Here is a 19,257-nt window from a genome sequence, read left to right as displayed (position 1 = left end):
CCCGCTAAGGCATCAGCCGCTTGCGGCCTTCGGAGAGATGCCAGCGCATCGCGAGGGCGGCGCCGTCGGCGTCCTGCGCGCGGATCGCGTCGACGATCATCTCGTGTTCGCGCATCATCGCGCCGATCACCTCGGGCGGGCGGGACCGCGAGATGTCGACCCCGGCGCGCATGATCCGGTCGATGTCAGCGGCGAGCGCGGCGAAGGCGACCTCGAAGGCGGGGTTCGCGGTCGCCAGCACGATGCGGCGGTGGAGCTCCATGTCCTCGTCATGCGCGGGGGCGCTCGACAGCAAGGCGGCGCGCAAGCGGACGAGGCCGTCGTCGATCGAGGCCATCTGGTCGGCCGAGCGGCGAACCGCGGCGAGACGCGCGCTTTCCGCCTCCAGCACGAAGCGGACCTCGTAGCTGCCGAGCGTGGTCGACAGATCGGCGAGCTTCATGTGCGCCGACAGCCGGTCCGACGGCCGGCCCTTCACGAAAGAGCCGGCGCCGCGGCGTGGTTCGGTAAAGCCGTCCGACGCCAGCCGCACCAGCGCCTCGCGGATGATCGTCCGCGAGACCCCCACCATCTCCGCCAGCCGCGCCTCCGACGGCAACCGATCGCCGATCTCCAGCCGGTCGACGTTGATCAATTCGACGATGCTCGCATAGGCGCGATCCGCCTGGCGTTCCTCCACCAAGAACCCGTCCTCCCCCTCAGATCGGCCGGCTTAGCACCCGGACCGGCACCGTCTCCAGTACCGATCAGCGATCGACCGTCCCGATCACCCACAAAGCTGTAGGACAGATCCTAGGTTTGATCCACTCCATTGCAGCTGGCACCCATCTATTTCGAAAGTTTCGCTTGAATCTGTCGTACCAATCTCCCTAAACTGCGGTCAGCGAGAGTCGGCGAAGACCGGCAGCAATCGAGGGAGAGATGGCCATGACGAGCACTCAGCAGCATGACGTAATCGGCGACGCGACGTGGTCGACACCGGTGGCGGCGCACCTGACGCCGACCCAGATCAAGGTTTTGGCAGGGGTCCATTCGGGCCTGCTCAACAAGCAGATCGCGTTCGACCTCGGTATCGCGGAGGCAACGGTTAAGGCGCACATGACCGCGCTGATGCGTAAGCTGAACGTCCGCAACCGTACGCAAGTCGCGATCGTTGCCCAAGCGATGACCGCGCATTCGGCCGGGATCGCCTACTGACGTCATGCTCGCCACTCCGATCCGGGGCGGCACAACGAGGAAGCGCTGATGGAACTCGGACGACGCGACCTGCTGGTCTCCGCCGCGGCGCTGGTCGCCGGATCGACCGGCATCGCCAGGGCGGCGACTGGACGCAAGCTCGGCTATGCGATCGTAGGGCTCGGCAATTACGGGCTCGGGCGGATCATCCCCCAATTGCGTGACTGCGAGCATAGCCGGCTGGTCGCGGTCGTGACCGGCGACGCCACCAAGGGCGCGCGGGTCGCTGCAGAGCACGGCCTCGCGCCGGGATCGGTCTATTCCTATGCCGATTTCGACCGGATCCGCGACAATCCCGCGATCGACATCGTCTATGTGTGCCTGCCCAATTCGCAGCATGCCGACTTCGTGATCCGTGCCGCGCGCGCGGGCAAGCACGTGATGTGCGAGAAGCCGATGGCGGTGTCGGTCGCCGAATGCGAGGCGATGATCGCGGCCTGCAAGAAGGCGAACCGCAAGCTGATGATCGGATACCGGATTCACTTCGAGGCGTATAACCGCGAGGCGATCCGGCTCGCGCGGAGCGGCGCGGTCGGCAAGATCCGCTACGTCCAGTCGGAACACGGCTTCGTCCAGCGCGATCCCGAGGCGTGGCGGCTGAAGAAGGCGCTGTCGGGTGGCGGTTCGCTGATGGACATGGGCATCTACAGTCTGCAGGCGGCGCGCTACATGACCGGCGAGGAGCCGATCGCGGTCACCGCTCGCGAATCCACCAATCGCAAGGACCCGCGTTTCCGCGAGGTCGAGGACATGATCGAATGGACGCTGGAGTTCCCATCGGGTGCGATGGCGATGTGCCAGTCGATGTACAGCGCCAACCAGAACCGCGTGCTGACGATGGGCGAGACCGGGCGGATCGAGCTTGAGCCGGCGACGCGCTACGACGGGCAGAAGATGTGGACCGGCAAGGACGGCCGCGAGGACATGGTGACCCCGCCGCCGACGCGCTGGAAGAACCAGTTCGTCGGGCAACTCGATCACCTTCCCGACTGCATCGCCAGCGGCCGCGAACCGATCGTGTCGGGCGAGGAAGGGTTGCGCGACATGCGGATCGTGGAGGCCATATATCGGTCTGCGCGCGAAGGCCGAACGATCCGGCTGGGCGGCCGAGCATGACCGCAATATGGTGCATCGGGCTCACGCTGCTGCTGGCCTCGGCTGGCGCGGGCGCGCAGGAGCCGACGGCCGATCCGACCAGCTTCGCCGCCTCGGCCGAGGTCCGTGCGCAGGTCGTCGCGATGGCGCGGGCGATGAAGCCGGGTCAGGGCTTCGCGTGGCAGCCACTGGTTCGCGACGGCAAGAACATCGCCGCGCTGGAATATTGGAAGAAGCCGGGGCGACCGGCGATCCATCCCGATCAGGCCGAGTACGCGATCGTCATCGAAGGCCGCGGCACGCTGATCAGCGGCGGCACGATGCCCGACGCGGTCACTAGCAAGCCCGACCTGGTGGAGGGCAGCCGCATCGTCGGCGGCAAGACCCGGACGCTGGCGCCGGGCGACGTGATGCTAATCCCCGCCGGCGTACCGCATTATTTCGGGATCACCGGCGACCGGCTGGTGCTGCTGGGCATCAAGCTGCCCGCCGGGCGCTAGAGTCTCGCGGCGGAGCAACGACCGGCCGATGTGTTGCCGCTTCAAAAACTCCTTCGTCATCCCGGACCCTTCGACTTCGCTCGGGAGAGCCTTGTTCCGGGATCCAGCGTTCCGCAGGAGCATAAGCCTTCGATTTCGCGGCACCGTAGACCCCGGAACGAACCCGGGGTGACGACCTGATTTGGTGAAGTCGGCTACCTCCGCGGAGGTCGGCCCGTCGGTGAGCACGGGTTTCGGGCCGGCCGCCCCGTCCGTTTGCGATTGCCCTTCGCGCGTCGGCGCGCCAGAGGGTCGCCCCGCGACTGACCGGAAGCTCATCATGAAGACGATCATCGGCACCGCCCTCGCCGCGGTCGCCAGCCTGTCTACGCCGGCCGCGGCGCAGGACAGCGCCGACCAAGGCGACATCGTCGTCACCGGGCGCGGGTTCGATGCGTCGCCGGCGGACCGGGTCGCGACGGTGGTGACGATCGACCGCGATCGGATCACCGCCAATGCCAGCAGCCGACTGGAAAGCGTGCTCGCCGACGTCGCCGGGCTCCAGCAGTTCCGCCGGTCGGATTCGCGATCGGCCAATCCGACCAGCCAGGGGCTCTCGCTGCGCGGGATCGGCGGCAATGCGTCGAGCCGGGCGCTGCTGATCCTCGACGGGGTGCCGCAGACCGATCCATTCGGCGGCTGGGTGGCCTTTCCCGCCTATGCGACCGACCGGCTGGGGTTGATCCGCATCACCCGCGGCGGCGGCAGCGGCTATTATGGGCCGGGTGCACTCGCAGGCACGATCGAGCTGGAGAGCGCGACGCCGTCACAGCTCAACGCCGTGGACGGCAGGGTGTCGTACGGCAGCCGCGACGCGGTGGAGGCGCAGGGATCCGCCGCGCTGGTCCGGGGGGCGGGGTTCGCGACGCTGTCCGGCGCCTATTCGCGCGGGGACGGGTTCGTACCGACGGTCCCCGAGAGCCGCGGCAGCGCCGATCGCGCCGCGCCCTACGAACAGGCATCCGGCGCGATCCGGGCGGCGATCCGCGTCGCGCCGGACACCGAGCTGCAGGCCAACGTCGCCGCCTTTGCCGACCGGCGCGCTCGCGGCACCGCGTTCACTGCGAACCGCAGCGAGGGCGCGGATGCGAGCGTGCGGCTGGTGGGTCGCGGTCGTTGGGGCTGGTCCGCGCTCGCCTATCTGCAGACCCGCGCCTTCGCGTCGAGCTTCGCGAGCGTCAACGCCGCGCGGACCGCCGCCACCCAGACGCTCGACCAGTACAACACCCCTGCGACCGGCGCCGGCGCACGGCTGGAGATCGTCCCGCCGTTGGGCGAGCATGTCGCGCTGCGGTTCGGCGCCGATCTGCGCGACGTCAGCGGGCGGACGCAGGAGAACTTCACCTATGTCGCCGCAGCGCCGACCCGGCGGCGGCTCGCAGGCGGGGAGAGCGCGACCTATGGCGTGTTCGCCGACGGCAGCGTCGAACTCGGCGCGGTCACGCTGGCGCTGGGCGGGCGGGTCGATCATTGGCGGATCGGCGACAGCTTCCTGAACGAACGCCCGATCGCCGGCGGCGCCGCGCTCACCGATCTGCGTTTCGCGGACCGCAGCGGCGACGAGGTCACGGGGCGCGCCGGACTGGCGTGGCGGGTCGCGGCACCGCTAACGCTACGTACCGCGGCGTATCGCGGATGGCGGCTGCCGACGCTCAATGAATTGTACAGGCCGTTCCGGGTCGGTGCCGACGCAACCGCCGCCAATGCGGCGCTCAGCCCGGAGCGGCTGTGGGGCTATGAGATCGGCGCGACGCTGGCACCCGCTGCCGGAGTCGGCGTCAGCGCCACCTGGTTCGACAACCGGCTCGACGATGCGATCGCCAATGTCACGCTGGGGCACGGCGCGGGGACCTTCCCCGGAGTCGGCTTCGTCGCGGCGGGCGGCGCGTACCGAGTTCGCCAGAACCTCGACGCGGTGCGTGCGCGGGGGTTCGAGATCGACGCCGACGCCGCGCATGGTGACGGGTTCGCGCGGGCGTCGTGGAGCCATGTCGCCGCACGGGTCGTGGCGTCGAGTACTGCGGCGCCGCTGGACGGGCTGGCGCCGGCACAGACGCCACGCGACCAGCTGTCGGGCACGCTCGGGTGGCGGCACGACGGCGCGACGGCCTCGGCAACGCTTCGCCATGTCGCGCGGCAGTTCGACGACGATCAGAACAGCAGCAGCCTCGCGCCGGCCACCACGATCGATGCCTATGCCGCGATCCCCATCGCGACCGGTGTCGCAATCGAGGCGCGGGCGGAGAATATCGGCAACGAGCGGGTCGAAGCGGGGATCAGCGGCGCCGAGATCGTCGAGCGCGCGACCCCGCGGACCCTATGGATCGGCGTGCGCTTCGGGGGCGGCTGACCCGCGGCGCTACTTGCCGCGCCGCCACAGGCCCGGATGCGCGTCGACATAGGTGGCGACGGTCTGCGCGATCCGCTCGTCGTCGGCGACCGACGGATGCGCGTGGCAGCCGGACAGCGCGAGCCCGGCAATGGGCGTGAAGGCGATGTTCGCCATCCCCTCACCGCGCAGCCGATCGACCGTGCGCTTCGCTTCGGCCGCGATCTCACCGTCCGCCATGTCGGTCGCCCAGACCAGGATGTGCGCGGCGGGGCTGTGCGCGCGCAATCGCCGAAGGAAGGCGGCGTAGGTCGTCTCGAAATCTGCGTGCAGCGCATCGCGGCTCGCCCATTTCTCGCCGGCGTGCAGCAGTGTCGTGAAGTCGTTTGTACCGAGCGCGACGACGTAGAGCTGCGGGCGCCAGTGGCGGTCCTCGGCGCGGTCGGCCTTGTCGAACAGGATGTGGGGATAGGCTTCGGGCAGCTTGTCCGCCGCGAACCCGTCATAGTTGCGGACGACGCCGCGGCCGGAGATCGCGTTGACGCGGTAGTCGGCATCGTAGCGCCGCCCGGTGATGCCCGCGATGCCCTTCGAGGTGTCGGTGGACGCCCAGACCTCGGCATCGGTGCAGTCGCTCTTGGCGGACACATCGCCGTAGCCGACGGTGTGCGAATCCCCGACGAACTCGATCTGCCGCACCCGCGCCGGGGTTGGCAGCGCCGCGGTCGCGAAGAAGCCGCCGAACACGGTCGGCGCGGCCTGGCTTTCGCTCGCCACCTCGACGCGGAGGCGATGGGCGCCGGCGGCGAGGTCGCCGATCCGGTAGAGGCCGGGCTTGGGCTTGACGAGGGTCGTCACGAGTCGCCCGTCGACCAGCACGTGGAGCGTGACGTCGCCCGCGCCGAGCTTCATCAGCGCCTCGCGTCCGCGGAACGACGCCTCGAAATAGCTGCCGGGCCATTGCCGCTTCAGGCCCTCGGCCGAGGCGACCACCCTGCCCCCGACATGCAGCGGCAGCCGCTTGGCGGAGCCGACGCCCGCGGTGGCGGGCGTCACCGTGGCCGCTGGCGCCGCAGCGGTCACGCTCAGCGCCAGCAGCAGCGCGGCGGTCCTCATGCCTTGATCCATGCCGGCAGTTCGTCCTTGGTGATGTAGCGATCCGACGCGAAATAGCGCTTGAGCAACTCGGGGGTGTTCTGGTCGCGCCCGGTCAGCCAGCGCGTGTGCCAGGTCATGAACCACAGCCAGTCCGCCTCCGGCCCGAGCAGCGCGGGGTCTGGCACCGGTCCGTTCTCGTGCAGGCAGATCGGCACGCTGTCGCCGACGATCGCCTTCACCTGCGCAAACATCGGCGCGAGGTTGCCGTGATCCTTGGCGTAGATGTCGGCGCCCGCGATATCGACCATGGCCCGGCCGGGATACCAGGCGGGGTCGACATTCTGCCCCGCCCACCCGCAGACCCAGATCAGATTGTCGAGCCCGTGGACGCGGGTGTAGCGGTCGTACATCATCGCCCAGAGCGCCTTCAGCGCGTCCGGCCCGTGCTTGCCCCACCAGAACCAGTCGCCGCTGAATTCGTGGAATGGCCGCCACAGCACCGGCACGCGCCGATCGCGCAGGACGGTGAGCAATCCGGCGACATGATCCAGGTCGCGCATCATCGCGAGGTTGGCGGCGGTGCCGGGCTTCAGCGCGGCGGCGACGTCGAAATCCTTCTTCGAATTGTCGTAGCCGGTGCCGATATCGGGGGCGCCCCAGTGCCAGCAGATGCTGACGACCCCGCCGGATCGCCACCAGGAGGTAGCGCGATCGTTGACCGCGTCCTGATCGCGCGGTTCGATATAGTCGAACCCGACCAGCGCAGGCTGTTCGCCGGTCACCCGCTGCAGATAGTCGAGCTCGACACGCGCACCCGCCGTGGTGAAGTTCTGCTCCTGCTGTCCGGTCAGCGTCTTGCTGCCGTATTGGCTGCACAGATAGGCGTAGAGCCGCTGCGCCTCGCGGCTGGCGCGCGGGTTGCTGAGCGTGTGTGCGGCGAGCGGAGCAGCGCCGGCTGGCAGGGCCAGCGTCGCGGCGGCGCCGGCGATGGCCGTGATGGTGTCGCGTCTGGTCAGCATGTCGATGATCCCGTCACTTGCCGTCACGCTGCGTCATAGGCCGCGACGGCAATTTATGTCGACAGATTACGTTGGACATCAATTGTTTGCACCCAATCGCGTTCTGCCCCGTTACTACACTTACAGGAGAACGATGATGCCCGCACCGTCGATCGAAAAGCCGCTGCACGTCGAAGCCTATGAGGGCATGGTCCTGGTCGACAGCGAAAGCGGCGTCGCCTTCACAATGACCGGCGAGGCCGCGGTGGAGCTCTCCGAACGCCTGACCGAAACTGGACTGCGCGCGATCGGCCAGCGCAAGCAGGCCGAATGGAAGCTGGGCGGACGTGGCGCCTGAAGCGACGCCGCATCGTGGGTGAGTAGTGATTGCCACTGATCTCGCTCAACGCGAATACATTGGGAGCGATACATAAATCATAGCGTGCCCGCGCGGCCCCGTTAGCTTCTTGCCGGGGAGAACGACCATGAACGAGTCGAACACGGGCAGCTATTTCGCCAAGCGCGAACAGAAGGAGCGGGAGCAAGCCGCCAGTGCCGCGGATCCGCGAGCCGCGGCGATCCACACGAAGCTAGCCGACGATTACGCGCAACTGGCGCGGCAACGGACCCGCCCTCGCCTCAGCATCGTCTGATTCAGCCGCGTCATTCGGTCGGGAAGCCGCGCTTCTCCAGCAGCGCCTTCACGTCCGGATCGCGGCCGCGGAACTGCCGATAGGCTTCGGCGCGATCGGACGAGTTGCCTGGCGCCAAGATGTACTTGCGCAGCTTGGCGGCGACGACCGGGTCATAGGGGTTGCCGGTTTCGGTAAACGCGGCGCCAGTGTCTGCGGCCATCGTGTCGGACCACAGGTAGCTGTAATAGCCCGCCGAATAGGCGTCGCTCGAGAACAGGTGGTTGAACTGCGGCAGGCGGTGCCGCATCGCCACCTCGCGCGGCATCCCGATCTCCGCGAGAGTCTCGCGTTCGAACTTGTCGGGGTCGATCACACCGTCGGGCACCAGGTGCATCTTCATGTCGACGATCGCGGACGACAGATATTCGGCGGTGGCGTAGCCCTGGTTGAACTTGGCCGCTGCCTCGACCTTCTTGAGCAGCGCGGCCGGCATCGGTTGCCCGGTCTTGTAGTGCTTGGCGAAGCGGTCGAGCACCGGCCGCGTCAGCACCCAATATTCGTTCACCTGGCTCGGATATTCGACATAGTCGCGCGGGGTGCCGCCGAGCCCGGGATATTTCACCTCCGACAGCAGCGCATGCAATGCGTGGCCGAATTCGTGAAACAGCGTCTGCGCATCGTCGAGCGAGATCAGCACCGGCTCGCCGGGCGCGCCGCGCACGAAATTGTTGTTGTTCGAGCTGAGCACGGTCTTCGTCCCGTCGAACGTCTCGTGGCCGCGATAGGCGTTCGCCCAGGCGCCGGAACGCTTGCCGCCGCTGGCGAAATCGTCGCGGTAGAACAGGCCGCGGAACGCGCCGGTCGCTTTGTCCTTCACCTCCCAGACGCGGACGTCGGGATTGAAGGTCGGCACCTTGCCGGTGATCTCGGTGAAGGTGATGCCGTAGAGCTGCTCGGCGGACCAATAGGACGCCTGAATCATGTTGTTCAGCTCGAAATACGGCTTCAGCTCGTTCTGATCGAGGTCGTACTTCGCCTTGCGGACCTTCTCCGCGTAGTAGAGGTAGTCCCACGGTTCGATGGTCAGCTTGGTGCCGTCCTTGGCGGCGATCGCCTGCATGTCCACGACCTCCTCCCGTACCCGCGCGACGGTCGGCTTCCAGACTCTCAGCATCAGGTCCATCGCCTTGGCCGGATCCTTGGCCATCGTGTCGGCCATCCGCCAATGTGCGTGCGTCGGATAACCGAGCAGCCGGGCGCGGTCGGCGCGCAGCTTCATGATCGCGGCGATCTCGGCGTTGGTGTCGTTCGCGCCGCCGTTGTCGCCGCGATTCTTGAACGCCTTCCACACCTTTTCACGCAACGCGCGGTCCGAAGCGAAGGTCAGGAACGGATCGACGCTGGAGCGGGTGTTGACGATCACCCATTTGCCCGCGAGCCCGCGCTTGTCCGCCGCCGCGCGGGACGATGCCTTCTGGCTGTCCGAAAGCCCGGCGAGCTGTGCCTCGTCGGTGATGGTGATGAAGCTGTTCTCGTCCGCCAGCACCTTCGCCGAGAAGCCGGTGAACAGCGACGCGAGCTGCTGGTTGTACTGGCCGAGCTGCGCCTTCTGCGCGGGGTCGAGCCGCGCGCCTTGGCGAATATAGCTGTCGTAGATCCGCTCGGTCAGTCGCGCCTGTTCGGGATCGAGCCTGGTGCGATCCTTGTAGACCGCCTCGATGCGCGCGAAGAGAGGCTTGTCGAAGGTGATCTCGTCGCTGGCCGCCGCCAGCTTGGGCGACCATAACTTGTCGAGCGATTGGTAGGCGGGGGTCGTCATGTTCGACGTCATCACCCCGAACAGCGTGGCGACGCGCTGCAGGTCGCGGCCCGCGCGCTGCATCGGCACGATGGTGTTGTCGAAGGTCGGCGCGGCGGGGTTCGCGGTGATTTTCGCATACTCGGCACGACGCAGCACGATCGCTTGCGTGAAGGCGGCCGGGAACTGTTCGGGCTTCAGCTGATCCCAGGGCGGCACCCCGCCATAGGCGCCCTTCCATGGCGCGATCGCCGGGTTGGTGGCGTCCGCCGCGGTCGTGCTTGCCTTGTCCTGCGCGATCACACCCGCCGTGGGCAGGAGGAAGCCGACCGCGGCAGCGGTGGCGAGGAAGATGGTGCGCATGATGGCTCCGGAGTCGAGTGCATGGTCGACGCCTTGGTAGGACCTTGCCGCGCCGATGCAAACGCCGGTGTCAGCCCGGCGGCGATCGGCGCAGGTCGGCCGAGCCGAGATGCCAGCGCAATTGGCCGGACGAGGCGCCGTCGACGTCGTTGACCCGGCGGACGGTATAGCGGCCGGCGAAGCGCTGACGCGTACCGTCGTCGAGCGTCGCGTCGACGGTGACCGGCACCGGCTGGTAAATCGATCCCATCGCCGCATCGCCCGGCTCCAGCGGGCCGATCGTCACGCGGACCGCCTTGGTATGCGCGAAGCCTGCGGCGAACGCGTCGTAGCTCTGCCCGGGACGCCCGTCGTCGCCCCACATCTGCCACGCGGTGGCGAAATCGCGCGCGTTGATCGCCGCATAATACCGGCGGACGACGTCGGCGGCGGCGGCGGGGCTCTTCGGCGCCGGTGTGCAGCCGCTGTCGTCGAACAGCGCGCAGCTGCGGGCGATCTCGTCGTCGATCATCGCGCAGCTGTTCGCGACGTTGCAGGGCGGGTGCGTGGCGGGCGACACATTGCGGCAGATGGCGACCCGCTTGGCCGCAGCATCGGCGCCGATGTCCGTCGCGCAGGATATCCGCGACAAGGTAGGTGAGGGCATCGGCTTCGGTGCCGCCGCGACCGTCGTCGGCGCGGGCGACGGTGCCGTCCGGCTGACGGTTGCGGTTTCCGCCGCGCGGTCGGGCGCTTGCCCGCATGCGCCCAGGATCGATGTCACCGCCACCACGGCACAGGTCAGGATCGCTCTCGTCATGCGATCATCATAGCGCCCCGACCTGTACCCGCCATTGCCGTTATCGCGATCAGAAGCCGACGCTGATCGTGCCGAACACCTGCCGCGGCGCCACCGGGAACTGATTGAAGGTCCCCGACGCCGCACCGATGCTGAGCGTCGACGCCGCGCGCTTGTTGGTGATGTTGGTGACGTTGAGGCTGACGGTGGCGGTACGCAGCAGGCCGCCGTCGTCTAGCGGAATCTTCGCACCGATCCGCCCCGACATGGTGAAGTAGCTCGGCACCGACAGGTCGTTGGTGTAGGTCGCGTAGCGCTTGCCGATGTAATCGCCGACTAGCTGGGCGTCGAAAATGCCGTAGTTGGCGGTCGCGACGACCTTGTTGAGCCAGTCGGGCGATCCGGGCACGTTCTTGCCCGCGGTTGCGACCGTAGCGGTGCCGGTCGCGTAATTGTCCTGATAGCGCGAGCGGTTGTACGACACCGCATCGTAGATCGAGAAATGCTCGCCGAAACGCAGCGTGCCGGCGATGTCGATGCCGTCCGTCTTCACGTCGCCGACGTTGGAGAGCAGCGCCGCGCCGCTGACGATGGAGGTGATCACCGGCGTCGGGCTGGTGCCCAGCAGGCGGTTGCTGAAATCGACGTGATAGGCGCTGATCTGCCCGTCGAACCCGGTGATCGGGCCGAGCTGGACGCTGCGGCGGGTGCGCAGGCCGGCTTCGTAGGTCCAGCTGGTTTCGGGTTTCACGTCGCGCTTGAACAGGTCGAACGCGGCCTGGCTGCCGAGCGCGAAGGGTGACAGGCCCGCGGCGGCGCTGGTCTGGAACTGGCGGATGTTCTGCTGCGCATTGGCGAATATCTCCTCGCTGTCGGTGGCGTTCCACAGCAAACCGACCTGCGGCAGGAAATATTTATGGGTGTCGATCGCGCCGACCGGCAGCGCCACCGATCCGGTGAACGATCCGGGGATCGGCTGCACCGGCACCCGCTGCCGCGCATTCTGAAAGGTCGATTTGAACCCTGCGGTCACCGCCAGCGTCGGCAGCACCTGCCAATTGTCCTGGATGTGGGTCTGATATTCGTCGACCCGGATCTCGCTGTGATATTGCGTGATCAGCGGCGTCAGATTGTCGCGGGGGCGCTGGTAGGGCGTCGACGGATCGTTGACCGGCAGCGGATACCAGCGGCGATAGGCGGCCGAGCTCTGCCGTTCGTACCAGGCGCCGAATTCGATCTTGTGGTTGCCGAGATCGAGCTGGAGGTTCGACACCAGTCCGCCGCGATCGATCCGGTATTCGGTGGTGCGGGTCGCGAAGCCGGAGCCGCCGAACACCTGGCTCAACCGCGCGAGGTTCGCGGCCGAGGTCGGGCTGCCGCCGGTGCCGGGGAAGTAGAAGGAGAAGAGCTGCGGCAGGCCGGCGACGTCGATCGGCCCCGCGACCACGCCGACGCCGTCGTCATGATGATAATAGGCCTGGTTGCTCCACGTCACCTTGTCGTCGACGCGCCAGTCGTACTTGGCATAGCCGAGATAATCGGTGCGCTGCGCATCGCTGTAATAATTGCGATAGTTCGAACCCGCGGCCTTGTAGGCGCCCAACGACAGATACTGCAACGCGCCCGCGAAATCGGGATAGAGGAACGGCCGGGCATAGGGCGCGGTGGCGCGGTTGGCGACGGTGATGACGGTCGCGTCCTCGTTCGGTTCGACCTTGTCGGAAAACGCCGCGTAGAGCGTCAGCTTGCCGTTGCTGTCGTCGTGGACGAACTTCGCATTCGCCTGATAGCCGCCCTGGATGCCGTCGAAGTCCCATGCCTTCGCCTTCTGGCGCAGCCCAGCGACGTAGAGCGAATTACCGTTGCCGAAGGTCCCGGTATCGAGCCGCGCGAACAGGCGCGAGGTAGAATAGCTGCCGAGCGTCTGCTGCACCTCGCCACCCGCCTCGGTCCGCGGATCGCTGGAGAAGGTGTCGATCGTGCCGCCGAGATTGCTGGTCGATGCGGTGCCGAGATCGCCCGCGCCGCTTGCCAGCGTCACGCGCCCGACATTCTCCGAGATGATCGCACGTTGCGGCGAAAGGCCGTTGTAATTGCCGTATTGCTGGTCGCCGAGCGGCACGCCGTCGAGCGTGTAGCCGAGCTGTTGCGCGTTGAAGCCGTGGATGAACAGGGAGATATTCTGTTCGTTGTTGCCCCACGGGTCGGCGGTCAGGAAGGTGACGCCGGGCAAGGTCTGCAACGCCTTCAGCGGGCTGACGCCGGGCAGGATCTTCTGGATCTCGATGCCGGTCACCTGGGTGACCGATCGTGTCGTGGTGCCGGTGACGACGATGTCGCTCTGGTTCTCGTCGCCTTCCTCGGCAGCGATCGGCGCGGCGCGATCGGGCGCGGGCGCGACGACGTCGGAGGGCCCCGCCTGCGCGGACGCCGCGGTGGCGTGCGACAGGCACAGGACGGCGGCGGCGGACGACAGGCCCGCGAGCAGTTTCGAGCGCAACTTCATCGGATTTCCCCTGGATGGCGCCCTTGGTGAGCGTCCATGACCAGGCTGCGCCTAGGCAGGCGATGCTACTCGCCGGTGACAGCGGCGTGTCAGTTAGAAGACATCGTCATCAAGCTTCCAGTTCTAGGTGCCCGTTCAACGGCGCCGTTCTGTCCGGTGCGCCGATCGCGCCGGCGCGCAGCCATGATCGACCCATCGTCGCGTCGAGTTCGGGCGGATCGAACCGGTCGAGGCCGGATCCGGGATAGAAGCATATCTCCCCGAACAGGGGCCGTTCCGCAGGCTGGTAGAAATCCACCCGAGCGAACCCGAAGCCGCGCGCCATCTCGCGTGCTGCGTCGATCATCGCGGGCAGCGCCGAAGGTTTCGGCACGACCGCCGCGCCGCCCGACACCGGCCGAAAATCGATGTCGTGAACGATCCAGCGATGATGCGCACCGCGGTCGAGGTGCACTTGCACATGGGTGACCTCACCATCGAAGACGTAGAATTTATAGTCGACCGGCAGCGTGCCTCCTTCGCCGACGAATGGCTCGATCAGCAGGCCGCGCGGGATCTGCGTGTAGAGCCATTCGTCGAGCCACCGCCCATAGGGCCGGCGCAGCCATGCCGCCGCAACATCGCGTATCGATCGCCAGTCCGGAGCAGCGTCGGGAACGAAGATGTTCTGGTTGCACCCGTGCCGCGACTTGACGACCACCGGGCCTTGCAAGGCCGGTTCGTGCGGCAGATCCATCCCGGACCACAGCGTCGGCACTACCCAGTCAGTTCCCAGCCGGTCCGCGACGATCGCCTTGATCGCGATCTTGTCCGCCATGATCGGCATCCGCACGTCGCGGTCGTAGAGCTTGCGTAGTTGGACCAGCTCGGTGAACAGATGCGGGTCGCGCAGGTCAGGCCAGCGCCCGTGTCGCCATCGATAAGCGAGATGGATTCGGAGCAGCGCACCCGGCGCGGGCATCATCGTCGACCGTAACGCATACATGCTCGACCAAGCCACTGGCCACGACGATTGTTCCACCTGCGGATCGATCGCAACATCTTCCGGGGGCGGACGGGCAAGGAACGCTCCTGTCGCTGCTGCGCTATAGCCCCGCCGGGCCGCTCCGGCGCGAGGATCGTGATCATGCCCGACGCCAACAACGCCACTCTGTACCGGATGGTCCTGCCGGATCACGTCTGCCCGTTCGGCGTCCGCGCCAAGGAGATGCTCGAACGCGCGGGCTATGCCGTCGACGATCGCGTGCTGACGTCGCGCGAGGAAGTCGACGCGTTCGAGGAGAAGGAGGGCGTCGCGACGACTCCGCAGGTATTCATCGACGGCGAACGGATCGGCGGCAGCGACGACCTCGAACGCTATCTGGCGGCATGAGCGCGCCGGCGAAGGGGCTGTCGCGCGGCTGGGCGCTCGCGGCGGTGGCGGGCGTGCTCGGCGCGAGTGCGTTGCTCGGACGGCGGAACGCGCCCGATCCGTCGCATCCGGGCATCCGCCGCTGGTACAAGAAGCTCGACAAGCCGAACTATACGCCGCCCGACGCGGTGTTCGGCGCGGTGTGGCCGGTGCTGGAGACGGGGCTGGCGGTGGGCGGCTACCGGCTGCTGCGCCAGCCCGCCGATCGGTCGCGCAACGTCGCGGTCGGGCTGTGGCTACTCAACACCGCGATGATCGGCGGCTGGACCGAATTGTTCTTCCGCAAGCGCGTGCTCGGGCCGAGCGCGGTGGCGTCGGGCGCGATGATCGCGAGCGGCGCGGGCTATGTCGCCGCCGCCGCGCGGGTCGATCGTACCGCGGCCGCGACGGCGGTGCCGTTCGTCGCCTGGCTCGGCTTCGCGACGCTGCTGGCCGAGCAGATCTGGGCGCGCAACCCTGCCCCCGACGATCGCGGCGCATGACCGAACTCACGGTCTGGCATGATGGCGCGTGTCCGCTCTGTCGGCGTGAGATCGCGCTGATGCGGCGGCTCGACCGTGCGGGTGCGATCAACTTCGTCGATGCGAGCGAGCCGGGCTCGGCCTGCCCCGCCGATCGCGACGCGTTGCTGGCGCGGTTCCATGCGCGTGAGGACGGCCGGATGCTGTCAGGTGCGGCGGCGTTCGCGGCGATGTGGCGCGCCATTCCGGTGCTGCGCCCACTGGGGCTCGCCGCACGCAGTCCGCTGGTGCTGGCGGGGCTCGAGCGCGCCTATCGCGTGTTCCTGCGCCTCCGGCCGTCGCTCCAGGCGGTCGCGCGCAAGCTGGAGCGAACGGCATGAGGCCGGTGGCGCCCGATCCGGTCGCGCCGGGACAGGAAAGCGTGTGGGATTTTCCACGCCCGGCGATCGCGGCGCCGAGCCGCCGCCGCATCACGATCGAACACCACGGCATCGTGCTGGCCGATACCCGCAACGCGGTGCGCACGCTCGAGACCAGCCATCCGCCCAGCTACTATCTTCCGCAGTCCGACATCCTGATGTCCGCGTTGCGACGATCCGATCGCGCGTCGTTCTGCGAGTGGAAGGGTCACGCAATTTATTACGACGTCGAGATTGCGGGCGACGTGTTCCGCGACGTAGCGTGGAGCTATCCGGCACCGAGCGCCACGTTCTTGAGCCTGCGCGATCATATCGCGTTCTACGCCGCGCCGTTCGACGCGTGTCTGGTCGACGGCGAACGGGTGACGCCGCAGCCCGGCGGCTTCTACGGCGGCTGGATCACCACCGACCTTGCGGGTCCGTTCAAGGGCATCCCCGGCAGCCGCTACTGGTAATCGGGGCAAGGCGAGCCGCTGGCCCGCCCTGCCCCTATCGATCACTGCGCTGCGGCGGGCGGCGCCACCGGCGCCGGGGCGGCGGCGTCACGGGGTGCGGGCATCGGTGCCGGCCCATAGCGGTCGGGCCCGCGATCGTCGCCGCGCGGGCCTGGACCATGCGGCCCGTGGTGCGGTCCGCCGATCGGCCCGAGCGCGGTGATCTTGTTGCCCGGCGCGACCAGGAACGCCGCGTGGACGACGCCGCGATCGAAGCGACCCTGAACGGTCACCGGCTCGCCGATGGTGACGAGCTTGCCGTCCGCGCCCTCGCGGCCGGTCTCGACCAGCGCTCGGCCGCTGCCGTCTGCCATGACGAACTTGTCGCCGTAGATCTCGGCGACGCGGCCGCGGATGGTGACGATCTCGTCCGACGCCAGCGCCCGGATCGCGATCGGCTGCACCGGCGCCATGGTCACCGATGGACGGGTCTCGGCCATCATCACCGCGCCCGCCGCGCCGCCGAGCGCGAGCAACCCGGCGCCGACGAGGGCGAGCTTGCCGCTGCCGCCGAGCCGGAAGGAACGGCGGGTTGGTTCGTTGTGGTTGATGCTATCGGTCATCGATGATCTCCTCTTGGTGTCGATACGGTGCGTTCTACGCCGCCGCGCCACCGCCTCGCTGAACGTCGCCGTTCAGCTTGCATTGGGGGTCGCGGGATAGGGTCGATGGCGAAGGGACGACGGGTTGCGAATTTTGCTGGTCGAGGACGATGCGACGCTCGCCGACGGCATCGCACGCGCGCTGCGCGCCGAACGCTTCGCGGTCGACGTCGCGGTGAACGGTGAGGACGGCGCGCATCTCGGCGCGACCGAGCACTACGACGTCGCGGTGCTCGATCTCGGCCTGCCGAAGAAGGACGGGGTCACCGTGCTGCGCGAATGGCGGGCGGCGAGCGTGCGGCTGCCGGTGCTGATCCTCACCGCACGCGACGGCTGGTCGGAAAAGGTCGCCGGCTTCAAGGCTGGCGCGGACGATTACCTGACCAAGTCATTCCGGGTCGAGGAGCTGATCATGCGGCTGCGTGCGCTGGTGCGGCGCGCGGCGGGCCATGCCGGAGCGGTCGTCACCTGCGGTCGGCTGGCGTTCGATGCGCAGCTCGGCACCTTCGAGCTCGACGGCCTGCCGCTGAAGCTGACCGCGCTCGAATGGCGGGTGCTGTCCGCGCTGATGCTGCGGGCCGAGATCGTGATCGATCGCGGCGAGCTGATCGAGCGGGTGTACGAAGGCGATGCCGACGTCGATTCCAATTCGGTCGAGGTGATCATCGGCCGGCTGCGCAAGAAGATCGGCGCGACGATGATCGAGACCGCACGCGGGCGGGGCTACCGCGTCACCGCCGGCGAGCCGTGACCATCGTTCCACGCTCGTTGTTCGGGCGGCTGCTGGCGCTGTCGACGCTGACCACGCTCGCCGCGCTGCTGTTCGCGGCGGTCGGCATCGGGCAGGTGCTGGAGCGCTTCGTGATCCGCGGGCTCGACCAGCAGCTCGATGCCGAACTGTCGATGCTGGCACGGGCGCTGCGTCCCGATGCCACGCTGGACCCCGCGCGGGTCGTCGAGCTGCCGGCCTTTGCAGACGGTGAAGCCGGCTGGGGCTGGCGCGTGCAGAGCGTGGCGGGCTCGTGGACCGGGGGCGACCCGATCACGCTGCGCGAGTCCGCGCCCGACCGGCATCACCGCGGCCCGCATCCAAAGCCGCGCGAGGGCGCCGCCGCCTCGGGCGAACCGCTCCACCTGCGCGAAATCACGGTGAACACCGACGCCGGCCCGGCGCTGATCGTCGCCAGCGGCCCGCGCCGCGTTGCGCTGGCGCCGCTGCGCGAGGCGATGACGCCGCTGCTCGGCTCGCTTGCGGTGCTCGGCATCGCCCTGGCGCTGGCGACGGGCTTGCAATTGCGCGTCGGTCTCCGCCCGCTGCGCGCGATGCGGACGTCGCTGGCCGATGTGCGCGAGGGGCGCGCGCGTCATATCCCTGTCGATCAGCCATCAGAACTCGCGCCGCTCGCGCGCGAGCTGAACGCGTTGATCGACCAGAACGAGGCGGGGCTGGCGCATGCGCGCGGGCATGTGGCCAATCTGGCGCACGGGTTGAAGACGCCATTGGCGGCGCTCGGACTGCGGTTGGCGGAGGGCGAGAGCGATCCGGACGGTAGCCTGGGCGTGATGGTTGCCGAGATCGATCGGCGAATCCGGCACCATCTGGGTCGCGCCCGCGCCGCGGCACCCGGTGGATCGACTCGGATGCGCACGCCGGTCGCGGCGGCGGTCGGCGATCTGGTGGCGGTAATGCAGCGGATCCATGCAGAGGCGGCGCTCGGGGTGACCGTCGCGATTCCGCCAAACGCGATCGTGACGGTCGATGCGCAGGATCTGGACGAGATGATCGGCAATCTGCTCGACAATGCGTGGCGCCATGCACGCTCGACGATCGTGGTGAGCACGGCCGTCGCCGGGCCCTCCGTGGAGATCCGCATCGAGGACGATGGGCCCGGCGTGCCGGAGACCGACCGGCTAAAGGCGCTCGCCCCCGGGCGGCGGCTCGACGAGCGCGGGGAGGGTTACGGGTTCGGGCTGTCGATCACCCGCGAACTGGCGGAGCTGAGCGGCGGCACCCTGGCGCTGGCGGAGTCGAGCAAGCTGGGCGGGCTCGCAGCGACGCTGCTCCTGCCGGGCGGTGCCGGCTAGAGCTTCTCCGCATGGGCGTCGGCCCATTTCTTGCCGGCGTCGCCGCCCCAAAGCAGCCATGCGATAAAGCCCGCGGAGGGATCGTCGTCCGAATCCCATTGGTGCGCTGCGCCATCCTTGTCGACCGCGTGACGCGCGAAATAGCTGTGCATCGATTTGACATCGGAGTCGTCGAGATCGTCGCCGTCGACGAGCTGCTTGGCGCGCCGCACGCCGACATCGGTGCCGCCACGCCCGAACTTCTCGCGCAGCTTCAGCCCGCGCTTGGCCGCCGCCGCCATCTGCTGGTTGGGTTTGAAGGTCGCTTTCGCCACGATATGCTCCGTCATTGTCCTGTGACTGCCAACGGCTGCGTCCGGCGAAGGTTTCCGGTGTGCAGGATCAGGAACCCCGCGGGCATCGCGCGGTTG

The 19,257-nt window shown here is 68.2% G+C and carries 21 protein-coding genes; 12 read left to right on the top strand and 9 right to left on the bottom strand.

The genetic code is table 11. From position 1 onward, the window contains the following. Nucleotides 1–4: 4 nt before the first annotated feature. Nucleotides 5–682 carry a FadR/GntR family transcriptional regulator gene (locus tag ACT009_RS17670; RefSeq protein WP_445192359.1) on the bottom strand — a complete coding sequence of 226 codons (678 nt, stop codon included), beginning with the start codon at nucleotides 680–682 and terminating at the stop codon, nucleotides 5–7. Nucleotides 683–927: 245 nt separating this feature from the next. On the opposite strand from ACT009_RS17670, the gene ACT009_RS17665 reads away from it, so the two are divergent. The 4 genes from ACT009_RS17665 (at nucleotide 928) to ACT009_RS17650 (ending at nucleotide 5,220) form a co-directional block, all read left to right on the top strand. Further along, entirely contained in the window at nucleotides 928–1,197 is a 270-nt protein-coding gene (locus ACT009_RS17665) for a helix-turn-helix domain-containing protein (protein WP_445192358.1), read from the top strand. 48 nt (nucleotides 1,198–1,245) lie between these two features. Beyond that, a complete protein-coding gene (locus ACT009_RS17660) occupies nucleotides 1,246–2,352 on the top strand; it encodes a Gfo/Idh/MocA family protein (protein ID WP_445192357.1) in 1,107 nt (368 codons plus the stop codon). Next, nucleotides 2,349–2,831: a cupin domain-containing protein gene (locus ACT009_RS17655; protein ID WP_445192356.1), complete on the top strand. Its 483-nt coding sequence runs from the start codon at nucleotides 2,349–2,351 to the stop codon at nucleotides 2,829–2,831. Before ACT009_RS17660 ends, ACT009_RS17655 begins: the two co-directional genes overlap by 4 nt. A 319-nt stretch (nucleotides 2,832–3,150) precedes the next feature. Further along, complete coding sequence (locus tag ACT009_RS17650) at nucleotides 3,151–5,220, top strand: TonB-dependent receptor (protein WP_445192355.1); 2,070 nt, start codon at nucleotides 3,151–3,153, stop codon at nucleotides 5,218–5,220. A 9-nt stretch (nucleotides 5,221–5,229) separates the two neighbouring features. Here ACT009_RS17650 and ACT009_RS17645 read toward each other — a convergent pair whose 3' ends face one another. Together ACT009_RS17645 and ACT009_RS17640 are read right to left on the bottom strand one after the other, a co-directional pair. Next, on the bottom strand, nucleotides 5,230–6,315 hold the full coding sequence (locus ACT009_RS17645) for a GDSL-type esterase/lipase family protein (protein WP_445192354.1): 1,086 nt from the start codon (nucleotides 6,313–6,315) through the stop codon (nucleotides 5,230–5,232). After that, entirely contained in the window at nucleotides 6,312–7,343 is a 1,032-nt protein-coding gene (locus tag ACT009_RS17640; protein ID WP_445192353.1) for a glycosyl hydrolase, read from the bottom strand. The genes ACT009_RS17645 and ACT009_RS17640 overlap by 4 nt, the downstream gene beginning before the upstream one ends. 106 nt (nucleotides 7,344–7,449) lie before the next feature. On the opposite strand from ACT009_RS17640, the gene ACT009_RS17635 reads away from it, so the two are divergent. Together ACT009_RS17635 and ACT009_RS17630 are read left to right on the top strand one after the other, a co-directional pair. Further along, nucleotides 7,450–7,653 carry a hypothetical protein gene (locus tag ACT009_RS17635; RefSeq protein WP_445192352.1) on the top strand — a complete coding sequence of 68 codons (204 nt, stop codon included), beginning with the start codon at nucleotides 7,450–7,452 and terminating at the stop codon, nucleotides 7,651–7,653. A 127-nt stretch (nucleotides 7,654–7,780) separates the two neighbouring features. Continuing rightward, the gene (locus ACT009_RS17630; protein ID WP_445192351.1) at nucleotides 7,781–7,948 is read left to right on the top strand and encodes a hypothetical protein; all 168 of its coding nucleotides are present in this window, start codon (nucleotides 7,781–7,783) and stop codon (nucleotides 7,946–7,948) included. A 10-nt stretch (nucleotides 7,949–7,958) separates the two neighbouring features. On the opposite strand, the gene ACT009_RS17625 is transcribed toward ACT009_RS17630, so the two are convergent. The 4 genes from ACT009_RS17625 to ACT009_RS17610 all read right to left on the bottom strand — a co-directional run bounded on the left by ACT009_RS17625 (nucleotide 7,959) and on the right by ACT009_RS17610 (nucleotide 14,339). After that, nucleotides 7,959–10,091: a M3 family metallopeptidase gene (locus ACT009_RS17625; RefSeq protein WP_445192350.1), complete on the bottom strand. Its 2,133-nt coding sequence runs from the start codon at nucleotides 10,089–10,091 to the stop codon at nucleotides 7,959–7,961. Between the two features lie 70 nt (nucleotides 10,092–10,161). Further along, a complete protein-coding gene (locus ACT009_RS17620) occupies nucleotides 10,162–10,890 on the bottom strand; it encodes a hypothetical protein (RefSeq protein WP_445192349.1) in 729 nt (242 codons plus the stop codon). A 49-nt stretch (nucleotides 10,891–10,939) separates the two neighbouring features. Beyond that, nucleotides 10,940–13,375, bottom strand: a complete 2,436-nt coding sequence (locus ACT009_RS17615; RefSeq protein ID WP_445192348.1) for a TonB-dependent receptor — start codon at nucleotides 13,373–13,375, stop codon at nucleotides 10,940–10,942. A 109-nt stretch (nucleotides 13,376–13,484) separates the two neighbouring features. Next, nucleotides 13,485–14,339 (bottom strand): ATP-grasp fold amidoligase family protein, encoded by an 855-nt coding sequence (locus ACT009_RS17610; RefSeq protein WP_445192347.1) that lies wholly within the window; start codon nucleotides 14,337–14,339, stop codon nucleotides 13,485–13,487. 162 nt (nucleotides 14,340–14,501) lie between these two features. Between ACT009_RS17610 and ACT009_RS17605 the strand changes: the two genes are divergently transcribed. From ACT009_RS17605 to ACT009_RS17590, 4 genes are read left to right on the top strand one after another with little or no spacing between them, the layout of a single operon-like run. Further along, complete coding sequence (locus tag ACT009_RS17605) at nucleotides 14,502–14,747, top strand: glutaredoxin domain-containing protein (protein WP_445192346.1); 246 nt, start codon at nucleotides 14,502–14,504, stop codon at nucleotides 14,745–14,747. Next, the gene (locus tag ACT009_RS17600; protein ID WP_445192345.1) at nucleotides 14,744–15,268 is read left to right on the top strand and encodes a TspO/MBR family protein; all 525 of its coding nucleotides are present in this window, start codon (nucleotides 14,744–14,746) and stop codon (nucleotides 15,266–15,268) included. Before ACT009_RS17605 ends, ACT009_RS17600 begins: the two co-directional genes overlap by 4 nt. Continuing rightward, on the top strand, nucleotides 15,265–15,627 hold the full coding sequence (locus ACT009_RS17595; RefSeq protein ID WP_445192344.1) for a thiol-disulfide oxidoreductase DCC family protein: 363 nt from the start codon (nucleotides 15,265–15,267) through the stop codon (nucleotides 15,625–15,627). Before ACT009_RS17600 ends, ACT009_RS17595 begins: the two co-directional genes overlap by 4 nt. Beyond that, complete coding sequence (locus tag ACT009_RS17590; RefSeq protein ID WP_445192343.1) at nucleotides 15,624–16,121, top strand: DUF427 domain-containing protein; 498 nt, start codon at nucleotides 15,624–15,626, stop codon at nucleotides 16,119–16,121. Before ACT009_RS17595 ends, ACT009_RS17590 begins: the two co-directional genes overlap by 4 nt. Before the next feature lie 41 nt (nucleotides 16,122–16,162). Here ACT009_RS17590 and ACT009_RS17585 read toward each other — a convergent pair whose 3' ends face one another. Continuing rightward, a complete protein-coding gene (locus tag ACT009_RS17585) occupies nucleotides 16,163–16,723 on the bottom strand; it encodes a hypothetical protein (protein WP_445192342.1) in 561 nt (186 codons plus the stop codon). A gap of 124 nt (nucleotides 16,724–16,847) precedes the next feature. Between ACT009_RS17585 and ACT009_RS17580 the strand changes: the two genes are divergently transcribed. Together ACT009_RS17580 and ACT009_RS17575 are read left to right on the top strand one after the other, a co-directional pair. Beyond that, nucleotides 16,848–17,513 carry a response regulator gene (locus tag ACT009_RS17580; protein WP_445192341.1) on the top strand — a complete coding sequence of 222 codons (666 nt, stop codon included), beginning with the start codon at nucleotides 16,848–16,850 and terminating at the stop codon, nucleotides 17,511–17,513. Next, nucleotides 17,510–18,847 carry a sensor histidine kinase gene (locus tag ACT009_RS17575; protein ID WP_445192340.1) on the top strand — a complete coding sequence of 446 codons (1,338 nt, stop codon included), beginning with the start codon at nucleotides 17,510–17,512 and terminating at the stop codon, nucleotides 18,845–18,847. The genes ACT009_RS17580 and ACT009_RS17575 overlap by 4 nt, the downstream gene beginning before the upstream one ends. Here the strand turns inward: ACT009_RS17575 and ACT009_RS17570 are convergent. Next, nucleotides 18,844–19,161: a hypothetical protein gene (locus ACT009_RS17570; RefSeq protein ID WP_445192339.1), complete on the bottom strand. Its 318-nt coding sequence runs from the start codon at nucleotides 19,159–19,161 to the stop codon at nucleotides 18,844–18,846. The genes ACT009_RS17575 and ACT009_RS17570 overlap by 4 nt on opposite strands. Nucleotides 19,162–19,257 lie beyond the last annotated feature (96 nt).

This window comes from Sphingomonas sp. Tas61C01 (assembly GCF_052567495.1).
This window is presented reverse-complemented; position numbering and strand designations above follow the sequence as displayed.